At 61.0% G+C, this 15,242-nt stretch carries 14 protein-coding genes; 8 read left to right on the top strand and 6 right to left on the bottom strand.

Translation table 11 applies throughout. From position 1 onward, the window contains the following. Window positions 1-46: 46 nt before the first annotated feature. The 3 genes from ABVN20_RS03275 to ABVN20_RS03265 all read right to left on the bottom strand — a co-directional run bounded on the left by ABVN20_RS03275 (window position 47) and on the right by ABVN20_RS03265 (window position 2,793). Window positions 47-1,159: a succinylglutamate desuccinylase/aspartoacylase family protein gene (locus tag ABVN20_RS03275; RefSeq protein ID WP_368554059.1), complete on the bottom strand. Its 1,113-nt coding sequence runs from the start codon at window positions 1,157-1,159 to the stop codon at window positions 47-49. Between the two features lie 214 nt (window positions 1,160-1,373). Then, on the bottom strand, window positions 1,374-2,153 hold the full coding sequence (locus tag ABVN20_RS03270) for an ABC transporter substrate-binding protein (RefSeq protein WP_368554058.1): 780 nt from the start codon (window positions 2,151-2,153) through the stop codon (window positions 1,374-1,376). Between the two features lie 205 nt (window positions 2,154-2,358). Further along, window positions 2,359-2,793 (bottom strand): rhodanese-like domain-containing protein, encoded by a 435-nt coding sequence (locus ABVN20_RS03265; RefSeq protein WP_368554057.1) that lies wholly within the window; start codon window positions 2,791-2,793, stop codon window positions 2,359-2,361. A 101-nt stretch (window positions 2,794-2,894) separates the two neighbouring features. On the opposite strand from ABVN20_RS03265, the gene ftrA reads away from it, so the two are divergent. After that, on the top strand, window positions 2,895-3,860 hold the full coding sequence (gene ftrA / locus ABVN20_RS03260) for a transcriptional regulator FtrA (protein WP_368554056.1): 966 nt from the start codon (window positions 2,895-2,897) through the stop codon (window positions 3,858-3,860). Between the two features lie 100 nt (window positions 3,861-3,960). Here the strand turns inward: ftrA and cobF are convergent, their stop codons facing one another. Together cobF and ABVN20_RS03250 are read right to left on the bottom strand one after the other, a co-directional pair. Next, window positions 3,961-4,716: a precorrin-6A synthase (deacetylating) gene (gene cobF, locus ABVN20_RS03255; RefSeq protein ID WP_368554055.1), complete on the bottom strand. Its 756-nt coding sequence runs from the start codon at window positions 4,714-4,716 to the stop codon at window positions 3,961-3,963. After that, complete coding sequence (locus tag ABVN20_RS03250) at window positions 4,716-5,288, bottom strand: histidine phosphatase family protein (RefSeq protein ID WP_368554054.1); 573 nt, start codon at window positions 5,286-5,288, stop codon at window positions 4,716-4,718. Before ABVN20_RS03250 ends, cobF begins: the two co-directional genes overlap by 1 nt. 538 nt (window positions 5,289-5,826) lie before the next feature. Here ABVN20_RS03250 and ABVN20_RS03245 point away from each other — a divergent pair. From ABVN20_RS03245 to ABVN20_RS03220, 6 genes are all read left to right on the top strand, one after another. Next, a complete protein-coding gene (locus ABVN20_RS03245) occupies window positions 5,827-6,843 on the top strand; it encodes an arginine N-succinyltransferase (RefSeq protein ID WP_368554053.1) in 1,017 nt (338 codons plus the stop codon). A gap of 61 nt (window positions 6,844-6,904) precedes the next feature. Continuing rightward, window positions 6,905-7,939 carry an arginine N-succinyltransferase gene (gene astA / locus ABVN20_RS03240; RefSeq protein ID WP_368554052.1) on the top strand — a complete coding sequence of 345 codons (1,035 nt, stop codon included), beginning with the start codon at window positions 6,905-6,907 and terminating at the stop codon, window positions 7,937-7,939. 151 nt (window positions 7,940-8,090) lie between these two features. Further along, window positions 8,091-8,960, top strand: coding sequence for an oxaloacetate decarboxylase (locus ABVN20_RS03235; RefSeq protein WP_368554051.1), 870 nt, complete (start codon window positions 8,091-8,093; stop codon window positions 8,958-8,960). A 255-nt stretch (window positions 8,961-9,215) separates the two neighbouring features. Continuing rightward, the gene (locus ABVN20_RS03230) at window positions 9,216-10,667 is read left to right on the top strand and encodes a flavin-containing monooxygenase (protein WP_368554050.1); all 1,452 of its coding nucleotides are present in this window, start codon (window positions 9,216-9,218) and stop codon (window positions 10,665-10,667) included. Between the two features lie 22 nt (window positions 10,668-10,689). Beyond that, on the top strand, window positions 10,690-11,646 hold the full coding sequence (locus ABVN20_RS03225; RefSeq protein WP_368554049.1) for an alpha/beta fold hydrolase: 957 nt from the start codon (window positions 10,690-10,692) through the stop codon (window positions 11,644-11,646). Window positions 11,647-11,756: 110 nt separating this feature from the next. Then, window positions 11,757-13,142: a VOC family protein gene (locus tag ABVN20_RS03220; RefSeq protein ID WP_368554048.1), complete on the top strand. Its 1,386-nt coding sequence runs from the start codon at window positions 11,757-11,759 to the stop codon at window positions 13,140-13,142. 379 nt (window positions 13,143-13,521) lie between these two features. Here ABVN20_RS03220 and ABVN20_RS03215 read toward each other — a convergent pair whose 3' ends face one another. Next, a complete protein-coding gene (locus ABVN20_RS03215) occupies window positions 13,522-14,199 on the bottom strand; it encodes a type 1 glutamine amidotransferase domain-containing protein (RefSeq protein ID WP_368554047.1) in 678 nt (225 codons plus the stop codon). 391 nt (window positions 14,200-14,590) lie between these two features. Between ABVN20_RS03215 and ABVN20_RS03210 the strand changes: the two genes are divergently transcribed. Beyond that, entirely contained in the window at window positions 14,591-15,106 is a 516-nt protein-coding gene (locus ABVN20_RS03210) for an Hcp family type VI secretion system effector (RefSeq protein ID WP_368554046.1), read from the top strand. The last annotated feature ends 136 nt before the right edge of the window (window positions 15,107-15,242 follow it).

Here is a 15,242-nt window from a genome sequence, read left to right as displayed (position 1 = left end):
CAAATGACCGCCCCCACACAACCTGCAGGAGCGATCACCGTCAGCCTCAATCGTTGATCAACTTCCCGACGCGGATCGGCTCACGCCCCGCGACTTTCGCCTGCCAGGTGCCCGGCTGGGTGTAGCGCCCGCGATCAATGGCGAACAACACGCCACTGGTCCCGGCGCACACGGTGGTGACTTTGTCGCTCAGCGGATCGACCACTTCAAACAGCGCATCGCCCTGCTCTACCCACTCACCCGCCTCGCGCAGGAAACTGACCACGCCATGGTGTGGGGCAAACAGATACTGCGTGCCTTCGAACGGCATACCCTCGCAGCACTCCTCCGGTGCCGCTGGCCAGGTGCCCTGGATGAAACCGTGCTCGGCCAGGAACCCGAGGATCGCCTCGCAGTTGGCCTGGGCCTGATCGACCCGGGTATCGCCCATGCTGCCCAACTCCAGGGTCGTCGCCAGGTTGGCCGGTGGAATCGCCGCTTGCGGGAAAGCCCTGGCCAGACGCAGCCATGGCGAAGAGCAGGACTCATCGAACGAGCTGCCACCCGAGTCTTCGCACAGCAAGGCAACGCCCGCCTTCAACCGCGCCGCCAGCGACTGCCACTGCGGCCAATGCTGCGGCAAGGCATAGATATGAATGGCCGCATCAAAATCACAATGCAGATCAAGGGTGATGTCGGCGTCACAGGCGTGACGCAACAACAGGCGATGCATGGCTTCCAGTTGCGACGCCGGCGCTGGCAGAGAGTCGAGCACCTGGCCCATGGTCTGGCGGATCAGCGCGATGTTGGCCTGGGCATCGGCGCCCAGGCGATCACCGATCAATTCAGCGACCGGCGCGCTCAGTTCCACGAACGAGCGATTGAAGTTCTTGCCACTCCCCAACTCGAAACGGCCCATGTGGCTGCCTTGCAGGTGTTGGTCGAGCCCGATGGGGTTGGCCACCGGCACCAGCTCGATCACGCCTTGCAGCTGCCCCTGGGCTTCGAGTTCGGCCAGGCGTTTTTTCAGCTCCCAGGCCGTGCGCATCCCCGGCAGTTCGTCCGCATGCAGACTGGCCTGGATGTAGACCTTGCGCTCGCCGGCACCATAGCGAAACACGCTGAGGGTGCGCTCGGTGCCGAGGTGGCTCCAGGGGAGTGGGTGGTCGATGCGTTGCATGGGAAACTCCTGAAAACTGGAAAAACACAAGATCATCTGTAAGAGATCACCTGTGGGAGCGAGCCTGCTCGCGATAGCGGTGAGTCAGTCAAACCGCTATCGCGAGCAGGCTCGCTCCCACAAGGGACTTTCAACAGGGTTCTCATTTTGATAGAGAACAAACAATAAAAAAGTGGCCACCGCGTCAACGGTGGCCACTTTTTTCTACAGCGTATTAATGGCCGTAAACGTCAAAGTCGAAGTACTTGTCCTGCACTTCCTTGTACTTGCCGTTGGCGCGGATTTCGGTGATGGCGGCATTAAACTTGTCTGCCAGGGCTGTATCACCCTTGCGTACCGCGATCCCGGCGCCGCCGCCGAAGTACTTGGCGTCTTCGTAGGTCGGGCCGACGAATTCGAAGCCCTTGCCGGCGTCGGTTTTCAGGAAGCCGTCGCTCAGGTTGACCGAGTCAGCCAGCATCGCGTCGATGCGACCGGACACCATGTCCAGGTTGGCTTCCTGCTGCGAGCCGTAACGTACCAGGGTAATACCGGCCGGTTGCAGCACTTCGGTGGCGTAGCGGTCGTGGGTACTGGCGCGCAGTACACCGACTTTCTTGCCCTTGAGCTCGGTCAACGGGTCTTTCACGCCGCTGCCTTCCTTCATCACGAAGCGCGCCGGGGTGTGGTAGTACTTGATGGTGAAGTCGACGTTCTTCTTGCGATCGTCAGTGATGGTCATGGACGACAGGATCGCGTCGATTTTCTTGACCTTCAGCGCCGGGATCAGGCCATCGAACTCTTGCTCGACCCAGGTACATTTGACTTTCATCTGCTCGCACAGTGCGTCACCGATGTCGACGTCGAAACCAGTGAGTTTGCCGTCAGGGGTTTTCATCGAGAATGGCGGGTAACCGGCTTCGATACCGATGCGGATCGGCTTGGCGTCGTCGGCCACGGCGGTCAGGGACAACATCGACAGTGCCAGGGCACCGAACATCACTAGCTTCTTCATTTATAACTCCCGTGTGCGGAGGCTTTTATTGGCAGCATTCGATTGTCAGCTTTCGGTCAGAGCCTTGTTATTCGAGAAGACCGAAGTGGCCGGCAGTCTAGAGCGGCTGCGGACGGGCAAATTGCGCACAGGCGACAAATAGTTATAAAAAATGCGAGTAGTGTAATGATGCAATTCGTCGTTGAACCTGACTCAACCCCGACGATCAGCAGTCACAGCTGACGGTACGGACCACTGGCTCCTGCGCTGGCGTGTCGAGCTCGAACCCCTCGTCCAGCCAGCCGGTTACCCCGCCGATCATTTCCTTGACCGGGTAGCCCAATGCCGCGAGTTTCACCGCCGCCTTGTTCGCTCCGTTGCAGTGCGGCCCCGCGCAATAGACCACGAACAACGTGGACGGCGCGTAACCGGCCAGTTGCTCGGCGCAGAGCAGCCGCCCCGGCAGGTTGATCGCCCCCGGCACATGGCCGCGCTCGAACGCCAACGGGCCGCGGGTGTCCACGAGGACAAAATCCACCTCGCCCGCCTGCTGACTGGCGTGGACGTCGGAACAATCGGTTTCAAAGGTCAGACGGTTGCTGAAATGCATCAGGGCAATGGCTGACGGGGCGGCGGGAATCATGCGAACCAGGCTGGTCATGGGCGGTGCTCCAGAGTCTCGTTGGGGATGAGAGGACTTTATCCGCGCATGACTTATGGCTACAGTGGCGCACAAGACACTCACCGGGAACTTTCCGCCAAATGCAGCCAACCCCTGGAGCGGTCGCCATCCTGGCCTACGATGGCCTGTGTACCTTCGAGTTCGGCATTGCCGTGGAGATCTTCGGCCTGGCGCGGCCGGAATTCGACTTTCCCTGGTATGAACACCGCATTGCCGCCGTCGATCAGGGCCCGATGCGTGCCATGGGCGGCATCCAGGTGCTGGCCGATGGCGGCCTGGAACTGCTCGCCGACGCCCGCACCATCATCATTCCCGGTTGGCGTGATCGCAGCGCCCCGGTGCCTGAGGCGTTGATCTGCGCCCTGCGCCAGGCCCATGCCCGCGGGGCACGGTTGCTGTCGATCTGCTCCGGGGTGTTCGTGCTGGCGGCCACCGGTTTGCTCGACGGCCACGGCGCGACCACCCATTGGCGCTACACCGCGGAACTGGCCGAACGGTTCCCGAACATTCTGGTCGACCCGGACGTGCTGTATGTCGATTCGGGCCAGTTGATCACCTCTGCCGGCAGCGCCGCCGGCATCGACGCCTGCCTGCACCTGGTGGCGCGAGACTTCGGCACGCAAGTGGCCAACACCGTGGCGCGACGACTGGTGATGTCGCCGCAACGCACCGGCGGCCAGGCACAGTTCATTCCGACACCGGTCAGCCCTACGCCGCGCAGCGATCTCTCACGGGTCATGCAATGGGCACGACAACGCCTGCACGCACCGCTGGAAGTGCGTGAGCTGGCGAGCGAGGCGGCCATGAGCGAAAGAACCTTCCTGCGAAGGTTTACCGAAGCGACCGGCCTGCCGCCCAAGGCCTGGTTGCAGCATGAGCGCCTGGCGCGGGCTCGTGAATTGCTGGAAAGCACCGGACATAACACCGAGCAGATTGCCCAGCAGTGCGGGTATCGTTCGGCGGAGAGTTTCCGGGTGGCGTTTCGTACGGTGGTGGGGGTGCCGCCTTCGGTGTATCGGGAGCGGTTTGGGCGAGGGGCATCATGAGCTCATCGCGAGCAGGCTCGCTCCCACACTGACCTGCGGACGACACAAATCCTCTGTGGGAGCGAGCCTGCTCGCGATGGCTTCAACCCGATCCTCCCATTCAAGGCTTGCGCAACAAATAGGTATCCATGATCCACCCATTGGCCAACCTCGCCGCCTTGCGCACCCGTTCGATATCATCCGCCACCTCCTCCAGCCGACCGCTGATGAGGATCTCGTCCGGCGTCCCCAGGTAAGCGCCCCAGTAAATCTCTGTCTGCCGATCGGCCACCTGCTGGTAGGAATCTTCTGCGTCGAGCATCACTACCAGACTGTCAGCATCACTCACCTGCCCCGCTGCCAGGCGTCGTCCGGTGGTGATCTCGATCGAGCGACCAATGCTGTTCAGCGGCACCTTATGCTGCGCCGCCAGCGCCTGCACGCTGGTGATGCCGGGAATCACTTCAAACTCGAACTCGCAGTGGCCCGAGGCGAGAATGGCCCGCAGAATCCGGATCGTGCTGTCGTACAACGCCGGGTCGCCCCACACCAGGAAGCCGCCGCACTGGTCGTCGGCCAGCTCCTCGTTGATCAGCCGTTCGAAGGTCGCCTGCTTGGCGAGGTTCAGATCCCCCACGCTGGACGTGTAGTCCACATCACCACGCTCGCGCTCGGGGCTGTGCGCTTCAACGAAGCGGTAGGCATGATCGCTGATGTAGCGCTCGCAGATTTCGCGCCGCAGGTCGATCAGCTTGTCCTTGCTCTGGCCCTTGTCCATGAGAAAAAACACATCCACGCGGTTCAGCGCCTTCACGGCCTGCATCGTGACGTAGTCGGGGTTGCCGGCGCCGATACCGATGACCATCAATTTTTTCATCAACTGCGACCCTCCAGGTCAGATTCCGCCAACCGCAGGCGCCAGCGGCCGCTGAACCGCAGCTCGATGGACGACAGCGGCTCGACGTCGATCAGATTGAATGCCGGACTGCACAACACCTGGGTCAAGGCCGCACGGATGACAAAGGGATGGGTGACGGCCACGATATGCCCCGGTGTGGCTTCCAGCGTGGTCAGCCATGCCGCGACCCGCTGACCAAGTTGTGCCACCGATTCACCACCATGAGGCGCCGCCTGCGGATCATCGAACCAGGCCTGCAGCGCTTGCTGCTCGGTCGCCTGCAAATCGCCGATCCGCTCGCCGCACCATCGCCCGAAGTCGCAGTCCCTCAGCGCCTCGACGATCACCGCATCGCTGCCGAACAAACGCGCCGTTTGCCGGGTCCGCAGTTCCGGTGCGCAGAAAAGCAGTGGCGGTTTGCGGAACCGGCGACCCAGGCTGCCGCTCGCCGCTTGCCAATCCATTTCCAGTGGCTCATCCGTAGGAAAGCGTGCCACTTTTTGTGCGACGGTTCTGGCATGACATAACAAAGTCAAACGGGTCGACTGCACGAAAGATCACTCTGTTAAAAAAACACAAACAGCGGGTAGCGCCATGATTGTGCCGTAAGAAAAGTGTTCACAAGCGCCTCATTCCATAAGGAAATCAGGTTTACCTGCGACGAATACGGCAACGTCCGACACCCTCGTCAGCGTCAGCCTACAAGACCCGCCGACAAGCAGGTAGCCCCCGACTGACGGGCATTTCGCCTGCCATTAATGCTGTAAACAACCTCGCAAAAATTCACTGGACAGGCGGCGCGGGATAAATAAATACTGCTGTAACGGATTATGAAATATAAACAATACCTTCATCCAGCAGGAGCCCGGATGCCCTCTCCCAGTCACCTGAATCATCGACTGCGTCGCCAACTGACCGACCGGCCACACTACAACCGGTGGTCGACGCAGTGCCTTCCCGATCAACAATAAAATAAAACAAGAGCGGCGCTGTCCAGATATCAAGCGATCGCCGATTCAACGCGTGGAAACCGACAGTGATAGTCAGGTTCGTGCCCAATGCCGAACCCTTTGATACAGGAGTGCATCCATGCTGGTCATACGCCCAGTGGAGTTAACCGACCTGCCGCAATTGCAGCGACTGGCTCGCGAGAGTCTGGTCGGTGTCACATCGCTGCCGGACGACACCGAACGCCTGCGCGAGCGAATTCTCGATTCCTGCACCTCATTTGATCGAGCCGTCGAGGCGCACGGACCGGAGAACTACTTTTTCGTGCTGGAAGACTCGAGCGACCAGCGTCTGGTCGGCTGTTCGGAAATCCTTGCCACAGCCGGTTTCGAAGAACCGTTCTACAGCCTGCGCAACCGCCACTTCACCAGTGCTTCGCGGGAACTGAACATCGAACATGGTGTGCCGGCCCTGTCCCTGTGCCATGACCTCAATGGCCACACCCTGCTGCGCGGGTTTCACATTGATGCGGCGCTGGCGCGTTCGCCGGCTTCGGAACTGCTGTCGCGGGCGCGACTGATGTTCATCGCCGCCCACAGGCAGCGTTTTGCCGACGCGGTGATAACCGAAATCGTCGGCTACAGCGATGATCAAGGCCACTCACCCTTCTGGGACGCGGTGGGCAAACACTTCTTCGACCTGCCCTACGCCGAGGCCGAACGCCTTTGCGGGCTGGAAAGCCGCACGTTCCTCGCCGAACTGATGCCGCAATACCCGATCTACGTACCGATGCTGCCCCAGCCGGCCCAGGATTGCATCGGCCGCATCCACCCGGATGGCCAGGACGCTTTCGATATCCTTGAACGCGAAGGCTTTGAAACCAATAGCTACATTGACCTGTTCGACGGCGGCCCGACGTTGTACGCCCGTCTGGCCGACATCCGTTCCATCGCGCAAAGCCAGACCGGCACCGCCCTACCGAGCGACACCTGCGATGCACGCGGTCGCTACCTGATCAGTAACGAGTCGTTGAACGGTTACCGCGCCATCGTCGCCGACCTGGACTATCGACAAGGAGCCCCGGTGGCATTGAGCCCCGAAATGTGCGTCGCCCTCAACGTGACAGATGGCAGCCCGGTGCGGTTGGTCGCCCTGTGAGTGCCCAAGCCGCGGCGGCGCAACGGTTCGACAGGCGCTCAACCGCAGAGGCGGGTGTTTCATGATCGTGCGTGCGGCTCAAACCACCGATCTCCCTGCGCTGCTGGCGTTGGCGCGGCAGGCGGGTCCGGGATCGACCACCCTGCCCGACAATGAGGAACGCCTGGCCCATCGTCTGCGCTGGACACAGAGGACCTTCGCCGGGCAGATCGAGCGCGCGGACGCCGATTACCTGTTCGTGCTCGAAGACGACGATCAGCAGGTCGTGGGCATCAGTGCCCTGACCGGGGCCATCGGGTTGCGCGAGCCCTGGTACAACTATCGACTCGGGCTGACCGTCAGCTCTTCACCCGACCTGGGCATTCAGCGGCAGATCCCGACACTGTTCCTCAACAACGAAATGACCGGTCAATCGGAAATGGGCTCGCTGTTCCTGCAACCCGACCAGCGCCAGGGCAGCAACGGCCGGTTACTGTCGCTGGGACGCCTGCTGTTCGTGGCGGAGTTCGCCGAACTGTTCGGCGAGAAAATCATCGCGGAACTGCGCGGCAGCGCCGATGAACAAGGCTGCTCGCCATTCTGGGACAGCCTGGGCCGGCACTTCTTCAAGATGGACTTCAGCCACGCCCATCACCTGTCGGGCCTGGGCAGCAAAGCGCTGATCGCCGAGCTGATGCCCCGCCAACCGCTTTACACCTGCCTGCTCACCGAACAGGCCCAGGCGGTGATCGGCAAGGCACACCCCAACACCGAACCGGCGATGAAGATCCTCACGGCCGAAGGGTTTACCCACCAAGGCTACATCGACATCTTCGACGCCGGCCCGGTCATCGAGGCGCCGCTGTCGAAAATCCGCAGCGTACGGGATAGCCAGGCGCTGCTGCTGGCCATCGGCGTGCCGGACGACCAGGCGCCAACCTGGTTGATCCACAATCGCCGCCTGGAAAACTGCCGTATCACCGCCGCTCCCGCCAGGCGAGTGGGTAGCAGCCTGATGGTCGATCGACTCACCGCCAAACGCCTGCAATTGCAGCCGGGGGACTCGGTTCGCGCGGTGCCGTTGCTGTGTCAGCAACAGCAGGCCGTGGCCGCCTGAAGCCGTGCCCCGTTGCCACGGGGAGGAGTGAAAATGAAAAGTCCGACAAATTCGTCATCATAATTGCCCCCGCGGCGTGATAGCCTTTTGCGTCTTCGGCGTTGACACTCTTGCTCAAGCCTTTCCATTCCTTTGTATTGGTGGAACTTATATGTCCAGGCTTTCCCATCAAGATTTGCGCCGCAACTTCCGTGAACTGTTCGCTTCCAACAAGTGCTATCACACCGCATCGGTGTTCGACCCGATGTCCGCGCGCATCGCTGCCGACCTGGGTTTCGAGGTCGGGATTCTCGGGGGGTCGGTGGCCTCGTTGCAGGTACTGGGCGCCCCCGACTTCGCCCTGATCACCCTCACTGAATTCGCCGAGCAGGCCACCCGCATCGGCCGCGTCGCCCAATTGCCGTTCATCGCCGACGCTGACCACGGCTATGGCAACGCGCTCAACGTGATGCGCACCATCGTCGAGCTGGAGCGCGCCGGCGTGGCCGCCCTGACCATCGAGGACACCCTGCTGCCGGCGCAATTCGGCCGCAAATCCACCGACCTGATCGGCGTCGCCGAAGGCGTCGGCAAGATCCGCGCCGCGCTGGAAGCCCGGGTCGATACCGAGATGGCCATCGTCGCCCGCACCAACGCCGGCATCCTGCCGGTGCAGGAAGTCATCAGCCGTACCCGGCAGTACCAGAACGCCGGTGCGGACGGCATTTGCATGGTCGGCGTGCGTGACTTCGATCATCTGGAACAGATTGCCGAGCACCTGAGCGTGCCGCTGATGCTGGTCACCTATGGCAACCCGCTGCTGCGCGACGACAATCGCCTGGCGGAACTGGGCGTGCGCGTGGTCATCGACGGGCACGGTGCGTACTTCGCGGCCATCAAGGCGACTTACGACAGCCTGCGCGAACAACGGCAGATCTTCACCCAGGCCTCGGACCTGAGCGCAACGGAACTGACCCACACCTACACGCAGCCCGAGGAATACATCCGCTTCGCGGAAGAATTCATGAGCGTGAAGGAATAAAACTCAGCACCCCTTCCCCTGTAGGAGCGAGCTTGCTCGCGATGATCGTCAACGATGACGCGGGAGTACCTGACACCCTGCGGCGCCCTTAAGACCATCGCGAGCAAGCTCGCTCCTACAGATAAAAGGGAATTCAAGCCCGCGTGGCGAGCTATGCGGCATGCTGAATATCACGCTATTGCCGCGCCACACCTGCAAAATGTTTGGCTATACATGAAGGGGGAAAATCAAAACCAAACCCCCTAAAGGACGCCCATGCAGACTTTCCAGGTGTTGATCATCGGCAGCGGTTTCGGCGGGCAGTGCGCGGCGATCAATTTGCTCAAGGCCGGCATTGATGATTTTTGCCTGCTGGAGCGGCGCGATTTTTTCGGCGGGACCTGGTGCCAGAACACCTACCCCGGCGCAGCGGTCGATGTCCCTTCGCCGCTGTATTCGCTGTCCTTCGCCCCCTATCGCTGGACGCAGATGTTCGCCGGGCAGGCGGAATTGCATCGCTACACCCAACATGTGGTGGAACGCTTCGGGCTGCGGGACAAGGTCGAGCTCAATGCAAATGTCGAACGCGTCGAATGGGACGCGGATGCCAGGCAATGGGCGGTGTACACGGCAAGGGGCATCTTCCGCGCCCAGTTCCTGATCAATGCCACAGGACCGTTGAGCCAGCCCGTCATCCCACACTTCGAAGGCGTCGAGCGCTTCAAGGGCAAGACCTTTCATACGAATAGCTGGGATCACACCTACGACTACCGACACAAGCGCGTCGCCATCGTTGGCAGCGGCGCCAGCGCCGCCCAGGTGATCCCGACCATTGCCCCGGACGTCGAGCACTTGCATGTGTTCCAGCGCTCGGCCCATTGGGTGCTGCCCCGGGCCGACCGCACCTTCGGCCCCATACAGCGCTGGCTGCTCGGCCTGAAACCGGCGTACAAGCTGCTGCGGTGGAAGATCTACTGGCAGTTCGAAACCCGGGTGATTGCCTTCAAGTACTCGAAACCGGCGATTCGCATGGTCCAGCAGCACGCGCTGCGCTTTCTCAAGCGGCAAGTGCCGGACCCGGAGCTGCGGCGCAAACTGACCCCGGACTACGCCATCGGCTGCAAGCGGGTCATCGTCTCCAGCACCCTCTACCCGGCCCTCGCCCGCCCCAACGTCACGCTGCACAGCCGTGAACAAGGCATCGCGTCCATCGACGAAACCGGCATCAACACCACCGATGGCCAGCACCTCGACGTCGACCTGATCGTCTGGTCCACCGGGTACGACGCCACTGACGGGGTGATTTCCTACCCGGTCAGCGGAAAGAACGGCAAGCAACTGCGCGACTTCTGGGCAACCTACCCCCGCGCCTACCTTGGCACCAGCCTGCCGGACTTCCCCAACCTGTTTATCGTCACCGGGCCCAACACCGGTATTGGCCACACATCGGCGTTGTTCATCATCGAATCACAGATGAACTACATCATCGACTGCATCCGCACCTTGAAAAAACAGGGTTTGCGCAGCATCGAAGTTCGCCCTGAGGCAGAACGTACCTACACTGAAATGATCCACCGGGAAATGCAGCGCACGGTATGGAAGTCCGGAGGCTGCCACAGCTGGTATCAAAGCAAGAGCGGGCATGTGATCGCCATGTTTCCAGGGTTCAGTTTCAGCTACTACCAGCTGACCCGGGCACTGAAACCGGCCGACCACATCCTGTCTTGACCAGAAAGAAGGGAGACGCCTGATGCTTTTGTTGGTTGTCGTCATCGCGGTTTTCATCGCCTGGAGCTGGTTGAGCTACCCGGCCATCGGTTACTGGCTCTATGACCTGAACATGGCGGCCGAAGCCAAGTTGTACCGGCTGCACAAAATTGTCGTGCCCATCGCCGAAATGACCGTCTCTACCTGGCAAGGCGGGCCCTACGAAGCGTCGAGCAGCGTGCTGATGCTGCATGGCTACAGCGCCGACAAGAACATCTGGCTGCGCTTTGCCCGGCACTTTGTCGGTACTTACCGGGTGATCATTCCCGACATCGCCGGCCATGGCGAAACCGGGTTCAAGGAGGGCGGCGGTTACGACATTCCCTTGCAGTGCAAGCGGATGATCCAGTTGCTTGATGTCTGCGGCGTTGAGAAGGTGCATGTGATCGGCAACTCGATGGGCGGCTTCATGGCCGCGTGGCTGGCGGCGACTTACCCGGACCGCATCGCCTCGGTCGCGCTGATCGACCCGGCGGGGGTCACCGCCCCCGAGGCCAGTGACCTGGAACGCCATCTGGCCAATGGGCACAACCCGTTTCTGATCAACTCCCGTGAAGAATTCCGCCAGTTTTACGCCATGACCATGGCTGAGCCGCCATGGGTGCCCGGGGTGGTGCTGGACGCCATCGCCCAGCGTTATGAACAATCGCGCGATGAGCTGGAGGAAATCTTCCGGGATTTTCGTGCCAGCCCGCCCATGGAACCGAAACTGGCCGACATCAAATGCCCGGCGCTGTTGCTCTGGGGGCGCAAGGACCGTTTGATCGACGTCAGCAGCGTGGCGATCTGGAGCAAGGGCATCGAAGACCTGCGGGTGGAGATCTGGGAGGGTGTCGGGCATATGCCGATGGTCGAGGCGCCGTCAGGTTCGGCCCGCCTGTATCGGGAGTTTTTGGCATCCCAGCGCCTGGAGAGCCCGCAGGATCAGCGCATGCATTAGGCGATCAGTCCTTTGCAGAATGAAGTCCATAAGATTCTTCGTTTGCCGGTGTCGCGCAAGGCTGCGATCTTTTCATCCAACCTTCCCGTCACCGTGCCTGGAACTCCTGCATGAGCCACCCTAACTTTGTCAGCCCTGACCTGATCCGCCAACGCTTCTCCAAAGCGATGTCCGACATGTACCGCAAAGAAGTGCCGCTGTATGGCGCGCTGATGGAGCTGGTGGAGCAGACCAACCGCCACGTGCTGGACAACCAACCGCAGATCGCCCGGCAGTTGGCCAACACCGGTGAAATCCAGCGCCTGGACATGGAGCGCCACGGCGCCATCCGCGTGGGTACCGCAACAGAACTGGCGACCCTCGCCCGCCTCTTCGCCGTCATGGGCATGCAGCCAGTCGGTTATTACGACCTCACGCCAGCCGGTGTGCCGGTGCACTCCACGGCGTTCCGCGCGGTACATGAAGATGCGCTGCAAGTCAGCCCGTTCCGGGTGTTCACCTCGTTGCTTCGCCTGGAACTGATCGAAGATGCGCAACTGCGCGCCTTCGCCCAATCGGTGCTGGATGAACGCTCGATCTTCACGCCGATGGCGCTGAGCCTGATCGAGCACGCCGAGTCGCAGGGGGGCTTGACGGAAGAGCAGGCCGAGACGTTCGTGCAGCAGGCCCTGGAAACCTTCCGCTGGCATGAAAGTGCCACGGTGACCGCCGAGCAGTACCGCCAACTCAGCGCCCAGCATCGGTTGATCGCCGACGTGGTGGCGTTCAAGGGGCCGCACATCAACCACCTGACACCGCGCACGCTGGACATCGACATCGTTCAGGCGCAGATGCCGGCGCACGGCATCACCCCCAAGGCGGTGATCGAGGGCCCGCCTCGCCGCCAATGCCCGATCCTGCTGCGCCAGACCAGTTTCAAGGCGCTGGACGAGCCTGTCGCGTTCACCGACCACCCTGACAGCCAGGGCAGCCACAGCGCCCGCTTCGGCGAAATCGAACAACGTGGCGCCGCCCTCACGCCCAAGGGGCGAGCGCTGTACGACCGTTTGCTCAACGCCGCCCGCGACGAACTCAAGGAGTTCCCCAACGAAGGCAATGCCGCCCGCTACAACGCGCTGATGACGCAACACTTTGGCGAATTCCCTGACACCTTCGAGGGCATGCGCCAACAGGAGCTGGCGTATTTTCGCTATGTGGTCACGGAAAAAGGCCTGGCCTCAGGCGAACGTCGGCAAGTGTCCCTGAATGAGCTGCTGAACAGTGGCTATGTCAGGGCGGAACCGCTGGTGTACGAGGACTTCCTGCCTGTCAGTGCGGCGGGCATTTTTCAATCGAACCTGGGGGATGCGGCGCAGGCCCATTATGGCCAGCACTCCAACCAACAGGCGTTCGAAAAAGCCCTCGGCCGAGCGACGCTCGATGAGTTGGGCTTGTACGCCGAAACCCAGCAGCGCTCGATCGAGGAGTGCTTTGCCGTATTGGGTCTGAAGCCCTGACACCCTCGCCACCCAGGATGATCACCGGCCCCTTTGTGGGAGCGAGCCCGTCGAGGCGTCGAACCGTCGCGATGGGCGTCAAGATGACGCGGAACATCTGACACAGCGCTATCGCGGGCAAGCCCGCTCCCACACAGATCACCGCAAATCCTGTAGGAGCGAGCTTGCTCGCGATGGTCGTCAACGATAACGCAGGGCGACCTGGATGCCCGCGGTGCCTGGGCTACCATCGCGAGCAAGCTCGCTCCTACAGGATGATCACCGGCCCTTTGTAGGAGCGAGCTTGCTCGCGATGGTCATGAACGATAATGCGGGCTGCCTGGATAGCTGCGGTGCCTGGGCTACCATCGCGAGCAAGCTCGCTCCTACAGGGGCAGGGTTATTTGAGTTTTGCCAGCAGGGCCTCGGCCGTTGCTTCGGACGAGGCCGGGTTCTGGCCGGTGAGCAGTAATCCGTCCTCGACCACGTAACTTGCCCAGTCAGCGGCCTTGGAGTAGATCCCGCCTTTGTCCTTGAGCATGTCCTCCACCAGAAATGGCACCACATGGGTCAATTGCACCGCGTCCTCCTCGGAGTTGGTGAAGCCCGTCACCCGCTTGCCCTTGACCAGCGGCTGGCCGTCCGTCCCCTTCACATGCCGCAACACACCCGGCGCATGACAAACCATCGCCACTGGCTTGCCCGCCTTGTACAACGCTTCAATCAATGCGATCGAAGCCTTGTCTTCAGCCAGATCCCACAGCGGGCCATGGCCGCCCGGATAGAAGACCGCATCGTAATCGTCGGCCCGCACACTGCTCAATAACGCGGTGGACGCCAGCGCGGACTGGGCCGCCGAGTCCTTGCGGAAGCGGTCCGTGGCCGCAGTCTGGGCATCCGGTTCATCGCTTTTGGGGTCCAGCGGCGGCTGGCCGCCCTTGGGCGAAACCAGCGTCAGTTGCGCGCCGGCGTCCTTGAACGCGAAGTACGGTGCGGCAAATTCCTCCAGCCAGAAGCCGGTTTTCTTACCCGTGTCACCCAATTGATCGTGGGACGTCAAAACCATCAGGATTTTCATGTCGCGCTCCTTGAATTCGGGGAATGTGTTCGGCGCTGAATTCGACCACCCGGCAGCGCAGTTCGTTGCAGCGGATCAGCGCACTGATGGCCTGCCGTCTCGGTGCGCAACAAACTGCACGCGCAATCCCGCGAGAGGCTCGGTTTCGCCACAGATGTCCGGGCTGGACTGACCCGCCAAGCAGTGTGCAAGAAGTTGTTAAAGGCTGCGCAGGTTATTGCACGTATTTCGCGACTGATCGTCGCCTGGAATGCCCGCTACGCGGGAGCAATCAGCTCAACGTCTTGATTCAAGGGGATTTCGGTCGGCCTGGCATGGACCTTGATAACCGTGATGCTCCCCGACGGGCGATATCGTCCGGGGAGTCCTCACTTATTCAGGGAGAGAATCCATGGCAATACCTGCGTACATGTCCATTGTTGGCAAGAAACAATTACTGATCACCGAGAATGCCTCGACCTTCGAATCGGTTGGCCAGAACTATCAAAGGGGTCATGAGGACGAGGTCATGATTCAATCTGTCCGCCATAACATCATCATCCCGTATGACCCACAATCCGGCCAACCAACAGGTCAACGGGTGCACAATCCGTTCGTGGTCACCAAGACTTTCGACAGGTCCTCGCCGCTTCTGCAAGTCGCCCTGGCCGAAGGCGAACTGCTCACCGAAGTGGTGATCAATTGGTATCGTCCCACAGCAGAAGGTGGTCGTCTCAAGTACTACACCACGACATTGGAGGACGCGATCCTCGTGTCCATGACCAACATCATGTACGACTGCCAGGACGCGACCAAGTCGCAATACTCCCATGTGGAAGAATTGCAATTCAGCTATCGCAAAATTTATTGGGACCACTTGATTAGTGGAACCACCGGCGAAGATGATTGGCGCGTACCGAAAAACTAACTCCCGCTATCCATTCGCTATCATCGGCCAGTCATACTGGCCGATATCATATATATATCCCTCTGCGCACGCCCACTTCCCTTAAATCAAGCACACAACCATTTTGCGCAAAATAGTGCGCATTTTTTTTGGTCAC

Source organism: Pseudomonas sp. MYb118, from assembly GCF_040947875.1.
Classification (GTDB): domain Bacteria; phylum Pseudomonadota; class Gammaproteobacteria; order Pseudomonadales; family Pseudomonadaceae; genus Aquipseudomonas.
This window is presented reverse-complemented; position numbering and strand designations above follow the sequence as displayed.

Bases quoted from the DNA above. Each gene is read 5' to 3' on its own strand.
- ABVN20_RS03215 (WP_368554047.1), bottom strand. From the start codon at position 14,199: ATGAAAATCCTGATGGTTTTGACGTCCCACGATCAATTGGGTGACACG.
- ABVN20_RS03270 (WP_368554058.1), bottom strand. From the start codon at position 2,153: ATGAAGAAGCTAGTGATGTTCGGTGCCCTGGCACTGTCGATGTTGTCC.
- ABVN20_RS03210 (WP_368554046.1), top strand. From the start codon at position 14,591: ATGGCAATACCTGCGTACATGTCCATTGTTGGCAAGAAACAATTACTG.
- ABVN20_RS03225 (WP_368554049.1), top strand. From the start codon at position 10,690: ATGCTTTTGTTGGTTGTCGTCATCGCGGTTTTCATCGCCTGGAGCTGG.
- ABVN20_RS03245 (WP_368554053.1), top strand. From the start codon at position 5,827: ATGCTGGTCATACGCCCAGTGGAGTTAACCGACCTGCCGCAATTGCAG.
- ABVN20_RS03235 (WP_368554051.1), top strand. From the start codon at position 8,091: ATGTCCAGGCTTTCCCATCAAGATTTGCGCCGCAACTTCCGTGAACTG.
- ABVN20_RS03220 (WP_368554048.1), top strand. From the start codon at position 11,757: ATGAGCCACCCTAACTTTGTCAGCCCTGACCTGATCCGCCAACGCTTC.
- ABVN20_RS03230 (WP_368554050.1), top strand. From the start codon at position 9,216: ATGCAGACTTTCCAGGTGTTGATCATCGGCAGCGGTTTCGGCGGGCAG.
- astA (WP_368554052.1), top strand. From the start codon at position 6,905: ATGATCGTGCGTGCGGCTCAAACCACCGATCTCCCTGCGCTGCTGGCG.
- ABVN20_RS03275 (WP_368554059.1), bottom strand. From the start codon at position 1,159: ATGCAACGCATCGACCACCCACTCCCCTGGAGCCACCTCGGCACCGAG.
- ABVN20_RS03265 (WP_368554057.1), bottom strand. From the start codon at position 2,793: ATGACCAGCCTGGTTCGCATGATTCCCGCCGCCCCGTCAGCCATTGCC.
- cobF (WP_368554055.1), bottom strand. From the start codon at position 4,716: ATGAAAAAATTGATGGTCATCGGTATCGGCGCCGGCAACCCCGACTAC.
- ftrA (WP_368554056.1), top strand. From the start codon at position 2,895: ATGCAGCCAACCCCTGGAGCGGTCGCCATCCTGGCCTACGATGGCCTG.